The sequence below is a fragment of the Fructobacillus sp. ESL1129 genome (assembly GCF_058507945.1).
The window spans coordinates 130,800-155,399 of sequence record NZ_CP196668.1 but is presented as its reverse complement, the minus strand read 5'-3'; the positions used below and the strand labels follow the sequence as shown (position 1 = coordinate 155,399).

General features: G+C 45.0%; 21 protein-coding genes, 1 tRNA gene and 1 other RNA gene. 4 read left to right on the top strand and 19 right to left on the bottom strand.

From position 1 onward, the window contains the following. Positions 1-6 precede the first annotated feature (6 nt). The gene (locus tag ACSYSL_RS00795) at positions 7-510 is read left to right on the top strand and encodes a hypothetical protein (RefSeq protein WP_010692036.1); all 504 of its coding nucleotides are present in this window, start codon (positions 7-9) and stop codon (positions 508-510) included. A gap of 45 nt (positions 511-555) precedes the next feature. On the opposite strand, the gene ACSYSL_RS00790 is transcribed toward ACSYSL_RS00795, so the two are convergent. Then, positions 556-2,967 (bottom strand): FtsK/SpoIIIE family DNA translocase, encoded by a 2,412-nt coding sequence (locus tag ACSYSL_RS00790; protein ID WP_491708730.1) that lies wholly within the window; start codon positions 2,965-2,967, stop codon positions 556-558. A 228-nt stretch (positions 2,968-3,195) separates the two neighbouring features. Between ACSYSL_RS00790 and ACSYSL_RS00785 the strand changes: the two genes are divergently transcribed. Continuing rightward, the gene (locus ACSYSL_RS00785; protein WP_491708729.1) at positions 3,196-3,891 is read left to right on the top strand and encodes an ion transporter; all 696 of its coding nucleotides are present in this window, start codon (positions 3,196-3,198) and stop codon (positions 3,889-3,891) included. 346 nt (positions 3,892-4,237) lie between these two features. On the opposite strand, the gene ACSYSL_RS00780 is transcribed toward ACSYSL_RS00785, so the two are convergent. After that, positions 4,238-4,309, bottom strand: a tRNA-Glu gene (locus tag ACSYSL_RS00780). A gap of 132 nt (positions 4,310-4,441) precedes the next feature. Next, positions 4,442-4,960 (bottom strand): tRNA (cytidine(34)-2'-O)-methyltransferase, encoded by a 519-nt coding sequence (locus ACSYSL_RS00775; RefSeq protein WP_491708728.1) that lies wholly within the window; start codon positions 4,958-4,960, stop codon positions 4,442-4,444. A gap of 128 nt (positions 4,961-5,088) precedes the next feature. Between ACSYSL_RS00775 and ACSYSL_RS00770 the strand changes: the two genes are divergently transcribed. After that, the gene (locus ACSYSL_RS00770; protein ID WP_010692033.1) at positions 5,089-6,120 is read left to right on the top strand and encodes a lactonase family protein; all 1,032 of its coding nucleotides are present in this window, start codon (positions 5,089-5,091) and stop codon (positions 6,118-6,120) included. A 96-nt stretch (positions 6,121-6,216) separates the two neighbouring features. Here the strand turns inward: ACSYSL_RS00770 and ACSYSL_RS00765 are convergent, their stop codons facing one another. From ACSYSL_RS00765 to recU, 5 genes are all read right to left on the bottom strand, one after another. Next, positions 6,217-7,692 carry an ABC transporter substrate-binding protein/permease gene (locus ACSYSL_RS00765; protein ID WP_010692032.1) on the bottom strand — a complete coding sequence of 492 codons (1,476 nt, stop codon included), beginning with the start codon at positions 7,690-7,692 and terminating at the stop codon, positions 6,217-6,219. 134 nt (positions 7,693-7,826) lie between these two features. After that, positions 7,827-8,191: RNase P RNA component class B (gene rnpB / locus ACSYSL_RS00760), an RNA gene on the bottom strand. A 38-nt stretch (positions 8,192-8,229) separates the two neighbouring features. Beyond that, on the bottom strand, positions 8,230-8,601 hold the full coding sequence (locus tag ACSYSL_RS00755; RefSeq protein ID WP_010692031.1) for a cell division regulator GpsB: 372 nt from the start codon (positions 8,599-8,601) through the stop codon (positions 8,230-8,232). Between the two features lie 127 nt (positions 8,602-8,728). Beyond that, complete coding sequence (locus ACSYSL_RS00750) at positions 8,729-9,298, bottom strand: SLOG family protein (protein ID WP_010692030.1); 570 nt, start codon at positions 9,296-9,298, stop codon at positions 8,729-8,731. Beyond that, on the bottom strand, positions 9,295-9,954 hold the full coding sequence (gene recU / locus ACSYSL_RS00745; protein ID WP_491708727.1) for a Holliday junction resolvase RecU: 660 nt from the start codon (positions 9,952-9,954) through the stop codon (positions 9,295-9,297). The genes ACSYSL_RS00750 and recU overlap by 4 nt, the downstream gene beginning before the upstream one ends. A gap of 148 nt (positions 9,955-10,102) precedes the next feature. Here recU and ACSYSL_RS00740 point away from each other — a divergent pair, with 148 nt between their 5' ends. After that, positions 10,103-11,137, top strand: a complete 1,035-nt coding sequence (locus ACSYSL_RS00740) for a branched-chain amino acid aminotransferase (RefSeq protein ID WP_491708726.1) — start codon at positions 10,103-10,105, stop codon at positions 11,135-11,137. A gap of 98 nt (positions 11,138-11,235) precedes the next feature. On the opposite strand, the gene ACSYSL_RS00735 is transcribed toward ACSYSL_RS00740, so the two are convergent. From ACSYSL_RS00735 to citC, 11 genes are all read right to left on the bottom strand, one after another. Further along, entirely contained in the window at positions 11,236-11,790 is a 555-nt protein-coding gene (locus tag ACSYSL_RS00735) for a QueT transporter family protein (RefSeq protein WP_010692027.1), read from the bottom strand. A gap of 131 nt (positions 11,791-11,921) precedes the next feature. Further along, entirely contained in the window at positions 11,922-13,214 is a 1,293-nt protein-coding gene (gene rpoD / locus ACSYSL_RS00730; RefSeq protein WP_010692026.1) for an RNA polymerase sigma factor RpoD, read from the bottom strand. Positions 13,215-13,222: 8 nt separating this feature from the next. Then, on the bottom strand, positions 13,223-15,142 hold the full coding sequence (dnaG, locus tag ACSYSL_RS00725) for a DNA primase (protein WP_491708725.1): 1,920 nt from the start codon (positions 15,140-15,142) through the stop codon (positions 13,223-13,225). Positions 15,143-15,543: 401 nt separating this feature from the next. After that, positions 15,544-16,857, bottom strand: coding sequence for a 2-hydroxycarboxylate transporter family protein (locus ACSYSL_RS00720; protein WP_010692024.1), 1,314 nt, complete (start codon positions 16,855-16,857; stop codon positions 15,544-15,546). A 181-nt stretch (positions 16,858-17,038) separates the two neighbouring features. Next, the gene (locus tag ACSYSL_RS00715; protein ID WP_010692023.1) at positions 17,039-18,355 is read right to left on the bottom strand and encodes a 2-hydroxycarboxylate transporter family protein; all 1,317 of its coding nucleotides are present in this window, start codon (positions 18,353-18,355) and stop codon (positions 17,039-17,041) included. Between the two features lie 71 nt (positions 18,356-18,426). Further along, positions 18,427-19,215 carry an alpha/beta fold hydrolase gene (locus ACSYSL_RS00710; RefSeq protein WP_491708724.1) on the bottom strand — a complete coding sequence of 263 codons (789 nt, stop codon included), beginning with the start codon at positions 19,213-19,215 and terminating at the stop codon, positions 18,427-18,429. A gap of 33 nt (positions 19,216-19,248) precedes the next feature. Continuing rightward, positions 19,249-20,661, bottom strand: coding sequence for a citrate lyase holo-[acyl-carrier protein] synthase (citX, locus tag ACSYSL_RS00705; RefSeq protein ID WP_491708723.1), 1,413 nt, complete (start codon positions 20,659-20,661; stop codon positions 19,249-19,251). Positions 20,662-20,812: 151 nt separating this feature from the next. Then, on the bottom strand, positions 20,813-22,351 hold the full coding sequence (gene citF, locus ACSYSL_RS00700) for a citrate lyase subunit alpha (RefSeq protein WP_010692020.1): 1,539 nt from the start codon (positions 22,349-22,351) through the stop codon (positions 20,813-20,815). Further along, positions 22,341-23,252: a citrate (pro-3S)-lyase subunit beta gene (gene citE / locus ACSYSL_RS00695; protein WP_248656963.1), complete on the bottom strand. Its 912-nt coding sequence runs from the start codon at positions 23,250-23,252 to the stop codon at positions 22,341-22,343. The genes citF and citE overlap by 11 nt, the downstream gene beginning before the upstream one ends. Next, positions 23,252-23,545 (bottom strand): citrate lyase acyl carrier protein, encoded by a 294-nt coding sequence (gene citD / locus ACSYSL_RS00690; RefSeq protein WP_491708722.1) that lies wholly within the window; start codon positions 23,543-23,545, stop codon positions 23,252-23,254. Before citD ends, citE begins: the two co-directional genes overlap by 1 nt. Then, entirely contained in the window at positions 23,535-24,599 is a 1,065-nt protein-coding gene (gene citC / locus ACSYSL_RS00685; protein WP_010692017.1) for a [citrate (pro-3S)-lyase] ligase, read from the bottom strand. Before citC ends, citD begins: the two co-directional genes overlap by 11 nt. Between the last annotated feature and the right edge of the window lies 1 nt (position 24,600).

The window sequence follows — 24,600 nt, the reverse complement described above, 5'->3', positions numbered from 1 at the left end:
ACAAAAATGCAAGCAATTAATATTCCAGCAAATGAATTAATCAAAGTACTCGTTGGTCAAGACGTCAGCGTTGATCAAACTATCCAAGGCAGCTTTCTATTAGTCGCCGAAGAAAACCATGACGAGGGTCTACCTTCAGCAATGGCGGCAGCCGTAGCCGATATTGCCCTTGGTCATGTTCAACTGCAAAAACTTGTTCACCCCCTACGGGTCGCAGTCAATCAACCAATCTGGACACCCTACCAGTTTGATGAATCCTTTCTCACGGCTGAACCCCATAACTGGTTTGGTCCGGAAGCCATTGTTTTAGAAAAGCGATTTGAGGACTTTACTAAGTCCTACAAAGGGCCACGTGATGCCAACGGTCGCATTCCAAGCAACCAGGTTCCAGACGAAATCGCCAAGCCACTGCTCATTGAAGACGCTTACTGGGCCGCCTATGCCAACTTTGTGAACGACCCTAACGAGCAGTTCAAAAAGCAATTACGCCCAATTTTTTCAAATCAGTAATACTAAAAAACCTCCTTGCTATACAGCAAGGAGGTTTTTATATCACTATTCAGTTTTTTTCGCCACGTTGACTTGTCGTGGCCTTGCCCCGTCTGCTGGTCCGATGTAACCAGCATTTTCAAGGTCATCAATCAATCGAGCAGCTCGATTATAACCAATCCGGAAACGTCGTTGCAGAAGCGAAGTCGAGGCCTTTTGTTGGTCGATGACAAACTCCAACGCTTCGTCAAAGAGCTCATCATCTGAATTACCAGCAACGCCTGCTTCGTCTTGCGCAATTTCTTCATCCGTCACCGTCATCTTATCATCATAAGCGACCGTTTGTTCGTCCTTAACAAAGTCGACAACTGCCGTCACGTCAGCGTTAGATATGAAAGCCCCCTGCAAACGCTTATGCGCCTTTCCAGGTGGTGCAAAAATCATGTCACCCCGACCGAGCAATTTTTCAGCACCGTTCGTGTCCAAAATCGTTCGAGAGTCAATACCGGAGGCCGTCCGAAAGGCAATTCGACCCGGTATATTGGACTTGATTGTTCCGTTAATGACTTTCACATCCGGACGCTGGGTAGCCAAAATCATGTGAATCCCGGCAGCACGGGCCTTCGCTCCAAGACGGGCAATGGAAACTTCAATTTCAGAACCCACCGTTGCCATCAAATCAGCAAACTCATCAACTACGGCCACAATGTAAGGTAATTTGGTCATCAAGGCGTTTCCCGTTTCCTTAGCATGGGCATTGTTTTCTTCAACCGCCGCGTTGTATTCACCAACGTTACGCTTGCCAAACTGAGCGAGCAAGTCATAGCGGTTTTCCATCTCCTCGACCAATTTATTCAGAGATTTAGCAGCTTTTTTAGGGTCTGACACAACTGGCGTCAGCAAGTGAGGGATGCCGTTATAAATGGAAAGCTCCACCACCTTCGGATCAACCATCATGAGCTTCACTTCCGATGGCTTGGCCTTTAACAAAAGCGAAACAATGATGCCGTTTAATCCAACCGACTTACCAGAACCCGTCGAACCGGCAATCAATAAGTGAGGCATCGCGGCAAGGTCAACGGAGACAATCTTGCCTGACACGTCACGACCGAGGGGCACGGTTAGTAGCCCCTCATTTAAGGTGTTTGATTGCTCAATCATATCTCGAAAGCCAACGACAGCCTGCGTATCGTTTGGCACTTCAATTCCAACATAGGGTTTTCCAGGAATTGGTGCTTCAATTCGAATGGATTTCGCAGCTAGAGCAAGTGCTAAATCATCAGCCAAATTCGCAATTCGGTTTACTTTAACCCCCTGCCCCGGCTTCAATTCATATTGGGTCACAGTTGGTCCCAATGAAACGGAGGAAACCGTGGCCTCCACCCCGAATGACTTTAATGTATCGTGAACCAAGCGAGATTTAGCGTTCAAGCTCTTCGCTTCCTTCGTTTGGTCCGTTGCCTTTGTTTTTGTCAACAGAGAAGTCGATGGCAACTGGTAATCGTCATCGGATAGGTTTGCTTGTTCGCTATCAAAACCACTAGCCGTTTTCTGGTCACTTGTTTCATTAGAGGGTTTGGAAGCATTCACATTCGGCAGCACGTGCTCAATCCCGTGCGTTCCATCCACGACTGGCTCTTCGTTACCCACGTCTGGTTGCTGCCAATTAATTTGCGGCTCTTCCAATTTTGTTTCTTCCGGCTCGGTCGTTTTCGGTTCATCCTCCACAACCGGCGCAAAAGGATCTTCTACCATGGATTTTGGTTCCGTCTTCGCTCCACCAAAAGGATCATCGCCAAAATCAGTTAGATCCTGTCGCTCTTTTTTGGTCAACAGCGCCCGCTGATCACGACGAGCTTCCTGCTTTTCCCGAATTTCAACGGCCTTTTCTTGCGCCTTTTGAACTGACTTTTGAGCCATATCACGAGCGGGCAATTTAAAAGTCACAATCAACCCAGCAACGAGGAGAACAACGATAATGATGATGGTCCCAACGTTTGACAGAAAGGTGCTGGTAAGCTGGTAAAAGGCGGCCCCGATGATTCCCGATCCAACAGGGGTGTGAGCAGTCTGGTTCGTCAATTCCTGTCCAATGATTCGCGTCACCTGCGACAGCGGACTACCATCGGGCAAATCCGCGCCGGTATTAAAAAGCAAGGCCGACAGTAACAAAGCAGCTAAATAAAGCATGCCACCACCAGCATAAACGCGACCTGGAACAGGTAAGACTTTGTCCATCACCAAGTAATAGCCAGCATACAGCATGCCCACCGCCAACGTCACTTGATAAAGATTACCAATGAAGAACCGGACAAAGTCAGCTAAATAAACGCCAAACAAACCAATCTGGAAAATGGCAAAAACGGATAGAATCAGAATCGTCACTAAAGCAATGACCTGACTGGCTGCACCAGAACGGGTCATTTTTTGATTCTTTTTCTTATTTTTTTGCCCTCTTTTTTTAGCCTGCTTCGCCATCACAAACTCCTCTTAAACGCAGGTTCAGACACCCGCAAAGTCAAAATTCTTACATTACCTATCTTAGCACATGCCAAAAGAAGGCTCTACCCTCGAAAAAAGCATGACAAAGAAATCATCTAGCTACTCTATTCGCTTTATTTCCAATATTTTAATAAGCATCTATAATGTATTTGTTACCCAATGAATGCTCGTTCGACTTTTCATAATATCACCAGGGACACTTAAATGAAAAAACTATATTTTGCTGCTGTTTTCACGCTGGCTATCATTTCCGTCGCATTAGCTGGCCTGGACATTGGTGGACTTATATCAATTAATCATGCACCTTACCTAGTTATAGATCGTTTTATTCTCATCTTTTTCTGGATAGACTACGTAGTAAGATTCACACTCTCATCAAATAAGTGGCGCTTTTTTAAGTCAAATATTTTCGACTTATTAGCAATTGTTCCTTTCGATTCAGTCTTCTCCATGTTTCGAATTGTCCGTACGGTTCGTCTATTAAAGCTATTACGCTTTGTAAGGATTATTGGCTTCGCCGGACGTTTTAAAAATAATCTGAATAAATTCATCAATACAAACGGCTTTATATATCTAATGAGCTTTGCAATCATTCTAGTACTTATTTCAGCTGGCATTTACTCTTTAGCTGAAGATATTAATTACGGTAACGCACTTTGGTGGACAATTGTTACCGCTACGACTGTTGGATACGGTGATATTTCTCCAACATCACCTATCGGACGTGGTGTTGCCATTGTCCTTATGTTTGTTGGTATTGGATTAATCGGTACAATCACTAGTACTGTCACCTCATTCTTCACACAACAACAATCAGATAAGTTTGATGAGGAATTAAATGGCAAACTGGATGAAATCAGTGATCGACTGAAAAAAATCGAGCAGAAATTAGGAGAATAGGGATGATTTTAATTGGATTTATTGCTGTATTTCTAATTAGCTTGTTTATTGTTTGGGAATTTTTAACCACGTTTTTACCACGGCTGATTCTGATATGGATTTTTATTTCAGTGATATGCTTCCTATTCAGTTGGACCTTTTTGGTTATTCTGTTATTTGCTCTTTCAGCAGGTTGCTTTTATATCGTTTACCAACAATTAAAAAATAAAAAAAAATAAGCCCAATAGGCTTTTTATTTTATCCATTTACGCGAATGCAAGAAAATACTTGCATCAGTAATCAAAACGTACTCGCTATGACAAACAAAAAAGGCTTCACACCAATAAATGATGTGAAACCTTTTTAGTAGCCCGTGAGAGAATCGAACTCTCGATTCCGCCGTGAAAGGGCAGCGTCTTAGCCACTTGACCAACGGGCCATGGTCAGTTGTTGTTCAACATTTCTATCAAACAACTATGTTAGTATAGCAAGGAATTCTGACCAAGGCAAGACTTTTCTGATTATTTTTTTATTTTTTTGCCATTACTTGCTTTGCACCACAACTTGTAGCCTACTTCAACTTATCCTGTTCATAGGTGTGAATTTTATCGAGCTCAGCAAAGTCTTGTTGTCGCAAAGCCTCAAAAATCACGATAGCAACAGTATTCGACAAGTTTAAGGAGCGGATGTTTTGATCGTTTTGCGGAATCCGGATGGCCTTTTCTGGATTTTGACGCATAAAGACTTCAGGCAAACCCGTTGTTTCCTTACCAAATAGGAAGTAATTGTCCCCTTTACCCTCCTGTTCACGGTAGTCAGGGTCCGTATAATCCTGGTTAGCAAACTTCGACACCAAGTAGAGGGAGTCGTTGTCACCAAGTGTTTCCAAAAAATCCGGTAACGATGGATGCGTCACTAACTGGACGTGGTCCCAATAATCCAAACCAGCACGCTTCACGGCCTTATCCGAAATATCAAAACCAAGTGGTTCGATTAAATGTAGAATAGCGTTTGTACCAGCAGCTGTTCGGGCAATATTACCCGTGTTAGCAGGCATAACCGGTTCAAATAATACAATATGATTGGTCATTTATCTTATCCTTTTTCTTGTAAAGTCAACTCCCCTATTTTAGCACAGATTGCCAGTCCACCATCAGGACTGACTTTTCCATGTTATAATGACAAGGATATTAAAAAAGCAAAGGAGTGTTTCTGAACATGTCTGTTCACCACGTACTTTTTGGTACTTATACTAAGAAAACTTCAAAGGGTGTCTATGAAGCCGCCTTTGATTCTGAAACGGGTCAGTTAAGCAATGCAAAACTGGTCTATGAAGCAACTAACCCTACCTATTTAGCCTTGTCAAAGGCTAACCGGGCCTATATCGTTGACAAGCGTGGCGATTTAGGTGGCGTTGCCGCAACCGATAACAGCAAACGTCCAATGGCTGAAATTGGCGCCAACATGACGGAAGGGTCAACCCCTGCTTACATCGGTGTTGATGAGAATCGTCAACTCGTCTTTGCCGGCTACTACCACCGTGGTACCGTTGAATCCTACAAGATTCTTGACAATGGTTCACTGGAGATTCGCGATACCTGGAAAAACGAAGGCTCCGGCCCACGTCCTGAACAACAATCATCACACGTTCACTTTGCCAACCTCACCCCCGACAACCGCTTAGTTGTTGTCGACCTTGGGACTGATGAAGTCATTACCTTTGACGTTACAGAGGATGGTCAGCTCAACGAAGCCGCTCGTTTCGAGACGACTGCCGGATTCGGCCCTCGCCACATCCGCTTCTCAAAGGATGGTGAATACGCCTACCTACTCGGCGAACTTTCCTCGCTGTTGTCCGTTCTCAAGTACAATGCAGAAGACGGATCCTTTGACCACCTAATGACAGCCTCAACCATTCCAAGTGACTGGGATGACCACAATGGTGCTGCCGCCATTCGTATCTCAAAGGATGGTCGCTTCATTTACACATCAAACCGAGGACACGACACTATTGCCGTCTTTAAAACCTCAAACCTTGGCGCCGAAATTGAATTAATTCAAAACATTTCGATTGAAGGATCTTTCCCACGGGACATGGCTTTTGACCCAGAAGAAAAACACCTTGTCGTTGCAAACCAAAACACAGATAACGTTTCTGTTTTTGCTCGCGATGCCGAAAGTGGCGAACTTTCTCTTGTTCAAAAGGACTTTGTCATTCCAGAAGGCGTTCGTGTCGCCTTTGAAGATTAAGCCAAAAAGACCAGTTATGCTGGTCTTTTTTTTTGACTTTATTAACTAAAAAAGCCTTACAACAGACAAACTGTTGTAAGGCTTTTTATACAATAATTAACGATTCATCCGCTTCTCGGCAAAGCCAAGTGCGCGTGAAATTGAAAAAGTCAAAACAAAATAAATCATGGACGTAATAATCAATGGCACAAAGGGTTCAAAAGAAGCCCCCTGCACAACCGACGTTTCGTACATCAGTTCCCCAACGCCAATGACCGAAATAACGGACCCTTCCTTAATAACAGAAACAAATTCGTTACCAAGGGCTGGCAAAATGGTTCGAATCGCTTGGGGTAAGATAACCAAACGCATTGCCCGGTTTTTCGTAAAGCCGAGAGAGCGGGCTGCTTCCATCTGACCATCGGAAACGGATTCGATTCCCGAACGAATGATTTCGGCTACGTAAGCGGCCGAATTCAATCCCATCGCCAGGGCACCGGAAGCAAAGGCCGAAAGGTTTAGCCCAAGCACTTGGGCACCGAAGAAGACCATAAAAGCCTGAACCAGCAGAGGAGTTCCACGGACATACTCAACGTAAATGTTACCAATGGCTTTGATAACGAAAACAGACGATAACTTCATGAGAGCAAAGAGTGTCCCTAACGTTGTTCCAATCAAAACGGCTACCACGGCCAGTGCCAAGGTAATCAACGTTCCTGAAACGAAGTAGTGTCCATACTTGTCCCAATAGGACTTATTCTGTCCGGAGAACATGGTTTTATTGGCTTCTTTTTGCCACTGTTTAAAAGTTCCATCGGTCGTTACTTTATCAACAACCGCATTCACTTTTGACAAAAGCACCGGCGAATTCTTTGGAACAGCAACTGCCGAGGCCCCTGTAGCATCAGCTGAAAAGCCCGGATTAACAACGGCCAAGGACTTGTTCTGTTCGGCATAAGCCTCAGCAATTGGCTTTTCAGCAACAACCCCTGCAATGACACCCTGAGTTAACTGCGAAATTAAGTTCGGGTACTTCTGCAAAGAAACAACGGAAGCCCCATCAATCTTCTTGGCTTCGTCTTCTTGGATTGTTTGCGTCTGGGCTCCGATTTTTTGACCAGAAAAGGCTGACAACGTGTCATATTTTTTGGCGTTTTTCTTCAAAACCAACATGGTTTGGGGTGCTTTTAAGTAAACATCTGAAAAGTCGACCTGGGTCTTCCGATCCTCGGTGGCGGAATAACCGGAAACAATCATGTCAATCTTGCCAGTCTTCATGGCACCAAGGAGGGCATCCATCCCCATATCCTTAATTTCAAGCTTAACGTTTAGCTTTTTAGCAATCGCCTTGGCAAGTGAAACGTCAAAGCCGACGATTTCATCCTTCCCGTTCACCTGGGTATGAAATTCATAAGGTGCGTAATCAGCTGACAGACCGACTACTAACGTCCCACGCTTTTGAATCTTTTCCAAAGTCGGATCGCTTTCTGACGCCGAAGCCCGACCAGCAGTGAGCGGTGCTGCCAACATTGTTAACAGCAAAGCCAAAACCAGGCAGAGGCTCGACCAATTAATAACTTTCTTTCCAGCCATGTTTTTTCCTTTAGTTTCTTCGAATTACAATCTCAATCATTATACAAAATATCTAGCCTTTTGTCTGCCCCTCAGAGTGCCTACCCCTTTTTATCCAATAAAAAAAGCCCGCGTTAGCGGGCTCCCCGACAGGTATCTGTAGGCCATGTTTTGTTCCAGCTAGTCTTGGGGAATACTAGCCTTCAGTAATCATCTATCTAAGCGTTACCGCCTTACCGACCATCGTTTCAATTCACTAGGTCAGCCGCCCCTACCAAAGTTTGGGTTGCCCGCTTGCGGGGTTTACCTCGTCTCAAGTTCCAAATTTTCACTTGGAAATACGTTTCTATGGCACTTTCAAACCTATTCCGACATAGAAAACCTTAGCCGTTTCAGTTGCCGTCGTACAAAGTACGCCTGGGTTTATTTCTTATCCCAGCGCAAACACTACACTCATCGCAGAGTGTGCGAGCATGGACCTTCCTCACACCGGATAACCGATGCGCAATTACTCAATACCTGCCTCGACCGTCGACTATCATCGACAAGCCTTCAACTTTAAGCTTGGTGGTCCGTTCCGAAGACGGCCCGTTCCAAGTTCGCCACGCGCTTGATCAAATCAAGGTTCGTTGGCGTTTCTTCTTGCTTAGGAGCAACGGGTGTTTCTTCCACAGGTGCAACAGGTTGCTGAACAGGAGCTTCCGTAGCCGTTGATGTGTGGGCTAATTCATCTTGAGCCGCTTGCAAAGCCGTTTGCAATTGACCGACCTGTTCCTGCAATTCCTTGATGCGCTTTGTGAAAACACCATAATCAGCAATGATGCCATCCAAGAAATCATCGACGTCTTCTGGGTCATATCCACCACCCATACGCTTTGTCTTAAAGACGCGATCATAAATATCTTTTTGAGTATACTTTACTTGTGCCAAAAGAGCTGCTCCTTTGAATTCTATTTTCGAATTGACTTTATCATACCAGTAAACGCTTGCTGTCGCAAGCAAGCTGCTAAGTCATTCATTTATTATTCGATAGTTAGATTAAATTAAGCTAAAGCACTCAACTGTTCCAATGTTCCTCGTTGATCATTTCTTGATAATCGTTGGCATATTCCTGTAGGTCTTCCATGTCAATGCGACTGAGTGGGTACGGCACCTGCTCTTTAAAAGTCTGGATTGCTTGATCATCATAAGTGGACTTACCTTCAAACTCCCTGTCATAAACCAACAAAGCACCATCCGTATGGTTGAGTAAAAATTCTTGGTAGCCCTTCAATTGAAAGGGTCCCTGGTAGTCACCTTTAAAAGTGGCAGCGTAAAAGTCAGCGCTACCCTTGGCCTTATTCAGTTTTTCTTGATTCGCCTCTTTCCAATTTTTACCAAATCCCTCAAAAGGAACAAAAATTGCTAAACGAAGCGCAGGATAATCGGCTTTTAACTCAACGGCTAACTCGGCTGCCCACAGTTCAATGCCTGGCTGTCCACCCGTTATTAACCAGTCCATTCCCTGTTCAATCTGTTCAATTAATCGTTTCTTTAAGGCATACTTAATCACCTGAACCTTGGGATCATTATCCTTAAAAACGCCCAGTTCATATGCACGATAACCCGTCACCCAAATTCGACTCACGAGTGGTTCCCCCTCGCTTGTGGCCGATCAGAACGCCGGCCATTTTCTAAATCGGCCAAGTAATCATCGACCGCTGTTAGGTAATCTAAGGAAGGATTGAGGCTCGCCTTAACTAAGTAAGCTTGTTGCACAAGTTCTTTCAACTGAATGGAACCGCGACCTTCTTGCTGCATCCAGGCTGCCACCAATTCGGGTGCAGGATACAGGTAGGTCTGGTTAAGCGTTGTGAACTTTATTAACAGGAAGCCGATGCCACCTTGTGATACCACGTTGGCCAAGTGTTGCACTTGGTGTTCGTGAATGTTTTTCATGGGAAAAACCGTCTTATTTTTGGTTTCCTTTGCATCAAAGTCCAAATAACGTCCCTGATACACGCCATTGTAATCGGTCGTCGATGGTTTTTGGAAATACGCTTCCGTAATCTTTGCGGCCGAACGGGCCGGGTAATCGACTTTCACAATGGTGACTGGCGTTGGTTTCTTATGAATAACCGCAAGATGATCGGCTAAGTAGTAGTCGTTTGCGGCATTAATTTCATCTTCTAAGCCCATTCCTCGCTTGCCAAAAGTCAGACCACGCTTTGTTCCCTTCCCAACCTTCATTTGATTTGAAATGGCCGATTGGCCCTGGTGGACACCTTTTGGATAATTAACCATTTCGTTCTCCTTCAGTAAAATTCTTCTCATCCATTTTAACATAGCAATGGCTGCCACAACTTTTTCATCTTTTTTATAAAAAGTCCTTGACTTTTTCTCATTTTATTTTAATATAAACACAACGAAACAGGATAAAAAGGAGTGAATTATGACAAAAGTTGATGCAAAGGATCTCGATTTTGATAATCTTGACTTTTCCTATCGAGACCTTCCCTATAGTTATGAAGCCGAATACCATGATGGTAAGTGGGGCAAGGGAAAGTTAACGACCGACTCCAGCATGAATATTTCAGAAGCTGCCGTCGCCTTGCACTATGGTGAAGAAGTGTTCGAAGGATTGAAGGCCTACCGTCGTAAGGATGGCGGTGTGAATCTTTTCCGGCCTGATCGCAACGCAAAGCGAATGAAAAACTCAGCAGAACGTTTGTTAATGCCCGGTTACCCAGAGGCTGACTTTATTGAAGCCGTGAAGGAAGTGGTCCGCGCTAACCAAGACTTTATCCCACCATACGAATCCGGAGGCTCTCTTTACATCCGACCATTCATGATCGGAACCTCACCCATCGTTGGTGTTCATGCTGGTCAAGACTTTACTTTCCGCGTCTACGCCACACCAGTTGGCGCTTACTATCCAGGTGGCTTGACCCCAACTGCCTTTGTCACTTCCGAATTCGACCGTGCCGCTCATGGTGGAACCGGTCAGGCCAAAGTCGGTGGTAACTATGCTGCTTCGATGTTGCCAGGTGAAGAAGCCCACCGGGCAGGTTATTCTGACGTCGTCTACTTGGATCCACGTGAACATCACTATATTGAAGAATTGGGTTCGGCCAACTTCTTTGGTATCACAAAGGATGGCCAGTTTAAGACACCAAAGTCCCCTTCCATCCTTCCGTCCATCACGAAGTACTCCTTGCTCGAGTTGGCTGATGAAATGGGTATGAACCCAGTTGAAACTCCAATTGCCATCGATGAATTGGATCAATTCGCTGAGGCAGGTGCCATGGGAACCGCTGCCGTCATCTCACCAGTTGGCTCCATCACCCATAAGGGCAACAAGCATGTCTTCTACTCCGAAACAGAGGTTGGTCCAAAGACGCAAGCCTTGTATGACCGACTCATTGCCATCCAATACGGCGATGAAAAGGGACCTGCTGGCTGGGCAGTGGATGTTTCCTTGGATTAAATAAGCAAATTGCTAAATAAAAAACTCATCTTATTTGACAGCTATCCCCAAAAGTTAGAATAACTTTCGGGGTTTCAGTCATTTAAGATGAGTTTTTTTTACTTCGCTAAGTTCACAAACTTAGATAGTGCGTAAATCACCACACCACCAACGACAAGCGATGCCAGTTCCCCTGGCACCAACATGATGTAGTACGAGAGCCAATTCTCCCAAATGGTTCCAGCATGGTCTGGGGCAAACGACCCAGTTGCTTTAATGGCAAAGGCAAAAGTGAATTCTGCTGCCAAGACGGCCATTCCGACGGTTAAAACAGAAATCGTCGAAATAATAATCTTCATTAATGCCGAAGCGACTTTACGAGTCAATACATAAGTCAAACTCGTCATAATCACTGTATCGAGCGTACCAAAGACCCAATCAATCCAGCCCATCGGGGAGAATAAGTTGGCAATCAAAACACCCAGAGAAAGCGCCAAAATGTAGCGCTTATTCCAAGCAGCCAAGTGATTCAATCCCTCTGACAGACGCAGCTGAACTGGTCCGAAGCCAATTGGTGCCACCATCATGGTGATGGCAGCATACAAAGCAGCCACAACGGCAGTTAAGGTCAGGTTCGTTGTCCGCGAATGCGGACGTTGGTTCAAATTATTCATCATTACTCCTAGTTTTGTTCTCGCGGGATGGTTGATGAACCGCGTGATTGTTTGAGACCAAAAAGGGACGTTAACCCCCTTTTAGTCATAAGAAAATCCGACAAAAGTCGGATAATAAAATCATTCGAAAATTAATTTTCGTCCATGAAGTCCTTCAAATGCTTTGAACGGGATGGATGGCGCAACTTACGAAGTGCCTTGGCCTCGATTTGACGAATTCGTTCACGAGTAACACCAAAGACACGCCCCACTTCTTCCAACGTACGCGTACGACCGTCTTCGAGTCCAAAGCGCAAACGAAGCACGTTTTCTTCACGGTCAGTCAACGTATCCAACACGGATTCCAGCTGCTCACGAAGCATTTCATAGGCTGCGGAATCAGCAGGCGAAACCGCTTCATTATCTTCAATGAAATCACCAAGGTGTGAATCGTCCTCTTCACCAATTGGCGTTTCAAGTGAAACTGGTTCCTGGGCAATCTTTAAGATTTCACGAATCTTGTCCCCAGTCAAATCCATCTCTGCCCCAATTTCTTCAGGTAAAGGTTCACGACCAAGGTCCTGCAATAACTGACGTTGGATACGAATCAGCTTGTTAATGGTTTCAACCATGTGAACGGGCACTCGAATGGTACGGGCCTGATCAGCAATGGCACGTGTAATCGCCTGACGAATCCACCAAGTGGCATAGGTTGAGAACTTAAAACCCTTCGTGTAATCGAACTTATCAACGGCCTTCATCAAGCCCATGTTCCCTTCTTGAATCAAATCCAAGAACTGCATACCACGGCCAACGTAACGCTTGGCAATGGAAACAACCAAACGAAGGTTCGCTTCAGCTAATTCCTGCTTAGCTTCTTCGTCACCAGCTTCGATTCGTTTAGAAATCTCGATTTCTTCGTCACCCTTTAGCAACGGCACCTTACCGATTTCCTTCAGGTACATACGAACGGGGTCGTTAATTTTAATACCAGTGGCCGCGTCAGCAGCCTCGCGTTCTTCTTCTGAAGGCTTATTTTGCTTGGCCTTCAATACTTCAGGAGCTGGTTCACCCTTTTCGTCAACGATGGCAATTCCGGCATCTTCGACTTTTTCCATCAATCGTTCAATGTTTTCGCCGTCCAAGCGGAACGGTTCAGTGATTCGCTTAGCCAAATCAGCGTAAACAATTTGTTTTGCTGGTTTATATTCCTTCAACAATTCACGAACGGCCTTATCATATGCTGCTGACTTGATGGGGCCAGACTTTTTAGCTGGCTTTTTGGAAGGCTCCTTAGCAGCGATCTCGGCCGCTTCCTCTGGTGTCTTACCTTCAGCTAAGGCCAACAATTCTGCCTTACGAGCACGGCCGTGATAAGCAATATGTTGCTCATCTAGGTATGCTTTAATATCGGAAATCTTACTTGAACTTGTAATCTTTGCCATGTTTTCTCCTATTGCTGAAAATGCTCTTTTTTCAGATTGATGAGTTCTGTCATTAATGTAATCAGCGCGGCATCATCGTGCTGGTTTTTCGCGAGTGAAATCTTTTGCTGGAGGCTTTTCACCTGTTCCTCATAAGGCGCTTCTTCAATGATGACCCTCAGGTAATCCTTAACAGCCTCCATTTGAACATCCATGGAAGCAAAAGTCCGATCCATGGACATTAACTTCTGGTTGAGTTCAGGTTTTTGAACATAATCCATAAAGGCAGCCAGGTCAAAGTCACCTTCCCCATGTTCCTTTCGATAGGCATCATAGAGTAAATACAGTAGTTGATACTGCGGGTGAATAAACGAAAAATTTGGTTGTCGTTCGACCAATTCTTCCATGTTACGATTCTTAATCATCGCCATTAGCAAGCCCTCTTCGGCTAACTCAACTCGAGAAAGTTTAGCCCGTGGTGCTGCTTGCCAATCAACTGGCGCCATGTTGGCTGACTGGTTAAAATGCTCACCATGATCTGGTGCAACATCCGGGAATTGTTGGTCATCCCAACTAGAATTAACCGAACTGGCGGGGCCGTTGGCATTTGATGAAAAAACACCATTAGTAGGCACAGGATGACGACGTTGATAGTCTTCGAATTCGGAACGAAGAGCTTCCATAGAGGAGCCGTATTCTTCCGCCAGCTTTTGTAAAAAGTAATCCTGTTCAACGGGTGAGGCATCCGCTAAAATCGGCCAGACCTCTTTTAAAAAGTCGAGATACTGCGCTTGGTTTTGAAGATTCTTCCCCAACTTAGCAGCGTTAAACAAATATTCGGTTGGTGTCTGCGTCGACTGTTCCAAAGCCTGTTTCAAGGCTGGCAGTCCCAATTCGCGTCGAACCTCATCCGGATCACGGTTATCTGCTAAAGCAATCACACCAATCTCGACTTTTGGCGCCACCGTTTTGATAAGGGGAATCGACCGTTTCGCCGCCTTCTGACCCGCGGCATCGCCATCGTACACCAAGATAATCCGTTCAGTTAGCTTGGCCAAACTACGAACGTGGTCTTCCGTCAAAGCCGTTCCCATCGTGGCAACGGCACCTTCAGCCCCAGCCATAGCGGCCGAGATAACGTCCATAAATCCTTCAAAGATCATCGCCGGTTGGCCTGCGCGAATCGGTCCCTTTGCCAAATCAAGGTTATAAAGCAGCTTCCCCTTGTTAAAGAAGGGCGACTCCGGAGAATTCATGTACTTCGCTGGATTATCCGGGTCAAGGGAACGACCAGAAAAACCAACAACCTGACCTCGTTCGTTTTTAATTGGCCAAACCACTCGATTATTAAACCGGTCGCGAACAAGTTCCCCATCGCGTTCAAGGAACAGCTCGGCTGCCTTCATGGTTGGTTCATCTACGTCGTGTTCCCGGGCATAGGACAGTAAGACATTATTGCTAGGTACAAAGCCTAATCCGTATTTTTTTATTGTTTCTTCATCTAATTCACGCTCTTTGAGCAAGTAACGAAGAGCCTGTTCGCCTGCAGTGGTATTGAGCAAAATATGCGTATACAATTTTTGGGCGGCGTTGTAGAGCTCATAAATCCTTTGGAATTTTTCCTGCCTTGCCGATGGCTTCCCTTGATATTTCGCTAAGCCGGTAATTCCCTCTTCTTCGGCTAATTTTAAAATTGCTTGAGGATAGGTATACCCTTCTTTTTCCATTAAGAAAGAAAAAGCAGTGCCGGATCTCCCACAAGAAAAGCAATGAAAAACCTGCTTCTTATCGTCGACGAAAAACGAGGGACGGCGGTCTTCGTGGAAGGGGCACGAGCCGTTCCATTCACGACCGCGTTTCACCAATTCCGTATACTGAGAGACCAAATCAACCAAATTGGTCTGTGCACGAACTTCATCAATGACTTGCTGCGGGATTCGTTCTGCCATGGCCCCTCCTTTGCTTTTTTGGGCGCATTCCACCCGTAAATTCTGTCAAACGTCTATTTACTATTATACGAGAACACCCTAGCCCCTGTCAAAAGTCATCAACGCTACTCTGACTATCCATCTCTAAAAAAGAACTTTTTTGGTCTGGTTGTAAATAAAAATATTCCGAATATTCATAACAAGACCAACGATGGCCTGCTACAATGCAAGTGAGGTTTTCAACAACTGAAAACTTCATCAGGTTGAGTGACTCTCCCACTCAGCACCTCCTTTCTTTAAGTCTTGCTCATCAATCCGATGAGCATCACACCTCCTTTCCACTAACAGCGCTTGTCCACTTCGGCAGGCGTTGTTTTTGTCATCAAAAAACACCATGCTTGCACATGATGTTTTTGAAGTGATTAAAGAATGGTAATGAGTAAGCCACCCAAAACAAGGATAATCGCACCACCAATTCGGTTCCCCATTTGAGCAAAGGCAATCAAGCCCATCCGATCAGAGGCAGACAAAACAGCAACGTTTCCAGTACCACCCATTGAGTTGTTAATCATTCCACCAGCAATGGCTGATTCGACAGGATACAGTCCGAAGAGCTTTCCAAGCAAGCCACCGGCAATACCAATGGTCACAACCGAAATCAACGAACAAAGAACCAGCTGCCAAGTAACCGTCTGAAGCAACTTGTTCATATCAACAAGAGCCAAACCGATTCCAGCTAAAAGAGCAGGAGTCGTTGCCGAAGTAATCATACCACCAAACATGGCCGCAGATTCTTCATAAAACTTCGGTACCAAATTAAAGGCTTTTGCCAAAATAACTAACAAAATCATGAAGGCAAAGGCGTTGATTGATGGAATGAAGTGGAAGAGAATGTTTCCCATGATGTAGAAGGAAAGCGCCACCATCATACCGTTCAACAATTGTTTGTTATTCATTGTTGGCGCGGCTGATTGCTTTCCACCAACCTGTTCATCGGTCTTCAGCAAGGCACCGTGCCCATTCATTTTAGAATGAGTAGTGAACTTAACCAATAGCGATGAGCCAATGATGGCCAGCAAGTTGGCAATCACCACTGCTGGGAACAATTGATTCAAAATATCCCCAGCTGATTGATGGAGGGCTGAAGCATAGGAGGCCGAAAGCGGAACGATTCCGGCACCAATACCACCCGCCATCATTGGAAATGCCACGTATAGAGCCGCATGCTTGAACGAAAAGCCAAGGGCCATTCCAGACAATGAAACGACGAAGAAAGTAATAATCATCGCACCAAAGGCAACCGGCAAGAAACGCACCGCAGACTTCAGCAAGAGGTCCCGGTCCATCTTCAAGATGGCAGAACAAATCAAGGCAACAATATAGAATTCAAGAAAGTTATCGTTTGAGATAAAAGTCTTAATGTTGACGACTGCTGCATGGGGCACCACACCCATGGCGGTCAAAGCAGAACCAGCCACAACAGCAAGTGCTGAACCCCCACCCAAGTAGGACTTTAAAATCGGCGTATTGTTTCCCACATAGAAGAAAACGCCCCCTAAGATAACGAGGGCAAACAAAGCACCACCGATGTTTTCTGGCAAGGCATTGATGGTCATCACCGCAACCAAAAGTAACAACATCATGATAAAGAAAACACCACCAATGTTCGTCACTTGAATTTTTTCATTCATTTTCGCTAGTAGGCCAGCGCTTTTTTCTGAAGAATTCTCAGACATGTCACACTCCTTTAATTTTCGTTTGATGTATAAAAAATACTTGGCTAGTATAACATCTCAATTAAGAAAATAAAGCAGACATTTTTTCAAAAGTGTAGTTTTATGAGGCAAAACAATAAAAAAGCCACCCGAATGGGTGACTTTTTTATTTTAAGTGATTTTATTGAATTATTAAGAAAACTTAGCCCCAAATGGTAACCAAGAAACCGGCGATAACCAAGACAAGGGCACCACCGATACGGTTACCCATCTGAGCAAAGGCGATCAAGTTCATCCGGTTGGCTGCTGACAAAACAGCAACGTTTCCAGTTCCACCCATTGAGTTGTTGGCCATACCAGCTGCAACAGCTGATTCGACAGGGTAGAATCCAAAGAGCTTTCCAAGGAATCCACCAACAACCGTAACGGAAATAACTGAAACAACAACACAGATTGCCAATGGCAATGAGAACGTTGAGATCAACTGTGTCAAGTCAAGCAAAGCAAGACCAACACCAGCAAGCAAAGCGTGCGTCATCGTCTTAACGATCATCTGTCCAAACATAACAGAAGATTCTTCGTAATATGCTGGAACAATTCCCAAGGCCTTGATGATGATGGCAAGCAAAATCAAGAAAGCAAAGACGTTGATTTGAGGGACCAACTTATTCAGGATGGTACCAACCATGAAGAATGAGAAGGACGTCATCATACCAACAAGCAACTGCTGAACGTTCAAATCAGGAATCTTAATTCCTTCAGAGTTGGCGTCGCCAGTTTCACGCATTAACTGACCGTTTCCGTTCAACTTTGAGTTACCTTCAGTAAAGCGAGTCAACAAACCGGCTCCGATGATAACCAGCAAGTTCGACATAACCAATGGTGGAAAGAGCTGTGACAAAATAGTACCTGAAGATGCATGCATCGTCGACGCATAAATCTTTGACAATGGTACGATTCCGGCACCAACACCTCCGGCCATCATTGGGAAGGTCACGAAGAGTGACGTGTGTGAGAACTTCATACCCAACAACATTCCAACACCACCAACGATGAAGAAAGTAATTATCAACGTCAAGAAGGCAACTGGCAAGAAACGCACCGCAGCCTTCAAGACCATTTTCCGGTCCATCTTAAAGATGGCGGAAATAATCAATGAAACGATATAGAAGTCCAAAAAGTCAGAAGTTGAAATAAAGGACTTTACCGTCACAATCGTAGCGTGTGGCACCACACCAGTTCCTGCCAAGATGGCTCCACCAATCGTGGCGAAAACAGATCCACCACCAAGGTAAGACTTAAAGATTGGCAAGTGAGAACCAAGGTAGTACAAGATACCACCCATGGTTACAAGTACAAACAAAGCGCCAATCATTGTGTTTGGCAAGACCTTCATTCGCAAAACAAGAACGAGAAGGATCAACATGATGATGAACGCAACACCACCAATTCCATCAACGTTCCATTTATTTTCTAATTTCGACCAGAACCCCTTCTGGTTCGAAGCGTTTTCATTCATGATTTTTTGCTCCTCAAATACAAAATTCTATAATTCAATCACTAAAATAGTTTACCACTTCTTGTGACGATTTACATTAAGAATTTTATAAAAATAGCGTTAAATTCGTCAGGTTTTTCTAAATGTGGCAAATGCCCGGTATGGGGAATAACAGCCAATTGGTCTGCCTCCCCCATCATGGCCTTAAAATCGTCATAGTAATGACTTTTCCAGAGTGGCGACTCTTCTCCAGCAACGAATAGAAAGGGTTTGCTCAAATCATAAATATTTTCTCGCCAGTCGGCCAAAACGTGATCTTTTAGCAAAGGTAGAGCCAAATCGAAGTTAAAAGGCGCCTTATTCTTCTCAATTTGCAAGTTATCTTTTAAACTTTGTGAGACGGGCGAAACGGTCAATCGCTGTTGAAAGAATGTGCTAACCATCACAGGAAAGGTATTCCAATTCATGCCAAGGATTCCAGCCGACCATTCGTTATCATTGACAAGTTTGGGGGATTCATCAATAATCACCACTTTCGCAATGCGCTTTTCACCAAAAAGGGATAGATAGGCCCAGGACGCGGCACCGCCCATTGAATGGCCAACTAAAACAAGCTCGTTTAAATCCAAAAGTTCAAATAGTTCATGCAGGTCAGCCGCCAGCCGACCGATGCGTAGGTTTTTAGATGTTCGCTCGGACCGCCCGTGGGAACGCCAATCCATCGTGACCACCCGGTATCCTTTGCCTTGCAGTAGCTTTATTTGGTTTTCCCATTCTGCTTGAATGCCTGAAAAGCCTGAAAGTAAAACGACCGTCTGGCCCTCTCCAGCACGGTCTTCGTAATTAATGGACACGCCATCGCTTGTCTTAAAAAATGACATCTTGTCTTCCTCACTTTTTCGAAAATATCTGAATTAAATTAGTCCCATTAACCGTGCAACAAAGGCGGTTAAAATCAAATAATCCGCCGCACCACCAATTGATAGATGCCTTGAAATAAACGTTTGATCAAGATGACTTAAAAAAGTCATCCCGGCACTCGTTTGTGCCCCACCTAATTTTTGAAAATCAGCAACCCACGCAATCATTTCTTGATTAATCGCTGGATCGCCGGCACGCTTGACCAAAGTCGAGTCCGTAATAGCCGCTGCAATGGCCATGAGTGTGTCTAACAAGCGTTCATTGGTTGTCCCTTCACTCTTTCGAAGTGCAGGCAACGCGACGTCCGATAGAGGCACTAATCCTTCATATACTTCCCCACGCACGCCGGCTAAACGGTACTTTTGATATTGCACTTGACCAGCGGTTAATTCTTGACTACTTCTATCCGCGACTTTTTCATTTTCCAAAAGTAAATGTGCACCCATGGCAGACACTGCTTTTTGCACGAAAGACAGCGTCGTGCTTTTTTGATCCTGAGTACAGTAGCCATAAGCCGCAATTAAAATTCCGAGAGTAAAGATGGCGCCTTTGTGGGTGTTCACCCCATTGGTTGCGACCTTCATGGCTTGTTCAGCCGCCAAACCGGCTGGTCGAATTAACGCTAACAATTCGGTCAGTTGTTCCTTTTTAAAGGTACGACCAGCCGTAATACACTCTTTAAAATATGGTTGGAGGGCTAGCGAAGAATCAATAAAGGTATCAACGTCCATATCATCATGAGCTCCCATGGAAACGGGATCAACTAATCCCGGCTTGGGGTTGGTCACAACCTCTGCCAAACAGGCAAAAGTCGCCGCTTCAACAACCGACCGTTCGTCCCAGTACGGGAGAAAGGGGTCCTGAACAAAGTACTGTTCATAGGCATGGTTAACAGCCTGACGTAATTCATCAAATGAATGCCGCCCGGCTTTGGCACAGGCCTTGGCGTTCTCATCACAAACAAAGCAACGTCGTGCCTCGAAACCGAGTTCCTGCCGCGATAATTGGTACCCTTCCGCTTCTTTTGCCATGACATCTGAATCGAAGAAACGTCCCAAAGGAAAAGATTCTTCAAAACGAATGGCCACTTGCTTGACACTGTTAATGTCTTTTGACACCACAACAAAACCTTCTGGACCAGTAGGACGACTAATGTCTAGTTCAATGCTTTGAATGGGCCAACCGTTTAATGAAGCAAGCAAGATACGCCAGCCAGCGTTAAAGAATTGCTGAATCTTTGCTGAATTTTTAACGTTGCCTGGTAAATTTAATTTAACCGCCACAATGGTCGCTCTTGGAAAGTCATTTTCCAGCTTTGTCTGCTTAGCAGAACGCCATTCCCGGTTATCCAGGACCTGCTCAAGGCTTACTTCGGGCCCGTTTTTAAATACATCCACTGTTTCCATGTTTTTCTCCGTTTGCTTCAGGTTCACTTTTAATATAGCAAAGATCGACCAATTTTTTGATAAGAAATGAGAAAGCTATGTACACGGGGAAAAGCCCCCGTTTGTTTCATATAAAAAGGACCAGTTCACACTGGCCCATTTTTAATAGTGATTAGTCCTTCACTTGCTTGATAACATCAATCAATGAACCATCACGGTATTCTGCCAAAGCAACAACACGATCAGTGAATTGCAATGGTTCTGCCTTACCAACAAGCTTTTCAGCCTTTTGTTGCAATTCTTCGATAGTGAAGATAGGCAAACCTGGCACCTTAGACAATGAATCAATCAAGTCCTTGCGCTTAGGGTTGATGGCAATACCAAGTTCAGTAACCACAACGTCGATTGAATCACCAGGAGTGATAACCGTCGTTACATCAGGAACAATCGTTGCGATACGTCCACGAACCAATGGTGCAGAGATGATTGTCAACTTTGCAGTAGCGGCATCTTGGTGCCCACCAATGGCACCACGGATAACACCGTCAGAACCAGACATAACGTTAACGTTGAACTTCGTATCGATTTCCAAAGCAGACAAAATGGCAACATCCAACTTGTCAACCATGGCACCCTTGTTTGCAGGATCAGCATACCATGAAGCATCGATTTCTTGCTGGTTAGCGTCGTTCTTCATTGAAGAAGCGGCACCCTTATCAAAGTCTTGCACATCCATGATGCGGCTAACAAGGCCTTCATTCAACAAATCAACCGTTGGCTTTGTGATTCCACCAAGGGCAAAGGATGCCTTGATTTGGTTTTCAATCATTGCCTTACGCAAGAAACGCGTAACAGCCAAGGCAGCCCCACCAGAACCAGTCTGGAATGAGAAGCCTTGCTTAAAGTATGGTGAGTGGACGATAACGTCGTTAACCATTTGCGCAATTTGCAATTCTTTAGGGTCCTTCGTGAAACGAGTGGCACCAGAACCAATCTTGTCAGGATCTCCAACCTTATCAACCTTCACAACGTAGTCAACTTGCGTTTGCTTGATTGAAGCAGGTGTGTTTGGGTATGGCATCAAGCTGTCCGTCAACAAGACAACCTTGTTTGCGTATTGGGCATCGATTAAAGCGTAACCCAATGAACCAAAGGCAGCATCACCATTCATACCGTTGGCGTTACCCATTTCGTCGGCGTTTGGTACACCCAAGAAGGCAACGTCAATCTTTACCTTACCTTCTTCAATGGCACGTGCACGGCCACCGTGAGAACGGAAGATAACTGGGTTCTTCAAGGCACCGTGAGAAACAGCGTCACCCAATGAACCACGCATACCTGATGACGTAATGTTTGTGACAACACCCTTTTGGATGGCTTCAACAACAATATCGTTCATCACGTTTGTTAATGATGAAGGCGCCAAAGTCAAATCTTTGTAACCTGCATCGATAATTTCACGCATCACCATGTTGAAGACAAAATCACCTTCACGGAAGTGGTGGTGGAATGAGATGGTCATGCCATCTTTAAGCGTTTCTGAAACAACCTTCTTGACTGATTCAACAACCTTTGAAGGTCCAACTTGTGCCGTCACCTTAGGAGCAACACGTTGGATTTCAGGGTTACCAAAGTCGGTCGTCTTGAAACCTTCGTACTTATAATCGTTTAAAATTTGGTCCGGAATCTCCCGGTTGACTTTATTCTCCAATGTAATTTCCCTCCGCATCAATCAGGTTATTAGCCTTTGCCAACATCATCACGCGCTCAGCACGCAAAACAACAGGGCGGTCAACCATTTGACCGTTCATGGCGATAACACCAGAACCCTTACGCTTAGCTTCTTCAATAGCAGCCATCACGTTTTGGGCGTTCAAGATTTCCTTTTGAGTTGGTGCGTAAACCTTGTTAACCGGTGCGATTTGGCGAGGGTTAATCAATGACTTACCATCAAATCCAAGTTGGTGAATCAACTTTGTTTCACGGATAAAGCCTTCTTCGTCGTCCAAGTTCGTGAAGACCGTATCGAAGGCGGCAATCTTAGCAGCACGAGCGGCGTGCAAGATGGCGTTACGAGCGTAAAGCAATTCTTGACCGTCAGGGTAACGGTGCGTCTTCATATCAGTCGTGTAATCTTCGGCTGACAACGCAATACCAATCATACGATCAGAAGCTGAGGCGATTTCATAAGCGTTCACAACACCCATGGCTGATTCGATGGCAGCCATCAAGTGAGTTGAACCAACTTCGCGGCCGAATTCCTTTTCGGCAGCTTCAACCAAGTTTTCCAATTCATGAATCATGTCAGCGTTTTCCGTCTTTGGCAAACGAATAACATCGATACCGGCCTTAACCATGGCCTTGATATCGTTTTCGTAGAAAGGTGTGTCCAAACCGTTGATACGAACAACCAATTCGGCGTTTCCATAATCAAAAGTCTGCAATGCTTCGTATACCAAGTAACGAGCAGAATCCTTCTCGTTCATGTTAACAGCATCTTCCAAATCAAACATGATTGAGTCGACACCGAAGATACCAGCATCCTTAATCAAACCTGGGTTGTTACCAGGCACGAACATCATTGTTCGGCGTAAACGTTCGTCTGCAGCCATTAGAGCACCTCCCAGTTTGGTTGATCTTTCAAGTCCAAGGCACGTTGAGCGGCCGTGATAGCACGGGCCTTGATAACGGGTGTCAAAGCACCCTTATCAACAACCTTCACTGATGCGTTTTCGATGTCGTAGGCATCCAAAACTGACTTGATGGTTGCCTTGATGTCGTTACCAAATTGCTTGGCAACGTCTGACGTCAAGTCAAACTCAATTCCATTTGTACCCTGACTAAGTACGATTTGGAGATCAGAAGATTCCAGCGTACCGGCCATGGCCGTTTGCTTAATTTCCATTGATTTTCTGTCCTTTCGAAATACGATCCTGTAATTCGGTTTTCTTATCCTTGATAAAGGCAAAAGTCGTTTCCGGTACCAAATTGGTCAATTGATCAATCTGGTCGGCTTTGATATCTGCCCGGACTTCGGTCGCCGAAACCACGTCTTGCCCGCTACCCTGGGTCAAGCGTGGAATTTCCACGACCTGAACTTCCGGTGGCAGGATGGTCTTTAGGGTCTCATTGTAAAGTGCGGTAGTGTGCGACTTGGGTTCAGTGCCCAAGTAACGCTTTTGAATGCCCAAAGGCTTTGCCAATTGTTCTTTAAAGAGCGTGGCATCCAAAGCGGTTTGATACTTAATCGCAGTATCTTGATTCTTAATAAAGTAGGCGGGGAAGGACAAATAGGAAACCATGTAGTCGCCACCGTTTTCAACGGCAACGTTCTTCAAGTCCTTTGTTCCCTCTCGAACCAACATGGTACGTTCGGCCGTCGTAAAGAGCGAAACGTCCTGATTGACAACAAAGACATACACCCAGTCGTTTTCCTTAGCAGCTTGTTCGACGAGATAACGATGTCCCTTAGTAAAGGGGTTAGCATTCATCACAATGGCAGCTACCGTCTTAGCATCTGCCGGCTTTTTTTCCAGCGATGCACGGTAGGTCTCAATGTTTGGCGTCCCCTTCTCGAGAATCAAGCCGTAATCCGTCTTTGCTAACGTGTGGAAACCAACGTGTTCAAATGATGCTTGGTACTGAGGCTTTGTAAATACAAAAATTTGGAAGTGTCCAGCCTCAGCCAAATCCATTTCCAAGGCGGAAACAACTTGGTTGAAACGAGCACCAGAAGCCCCGGACCCATCATCCGAAACAGCGATGTACTTAATGGTCTTTCCAGCAATTGAACCAGTTCCGACTAACTGACCCTGATCATCAAAGAGACCAATGGTTTGGTCAATTGCTTGCACTTCCTGATCGGAAAAAACCGAAATCCCTTTTTCCATCAAAAAGTTCTCCCACTGCTTTTTTACATTGGGATTGAACAAATAGAGGTCTTTAATCTGATCAGCCATC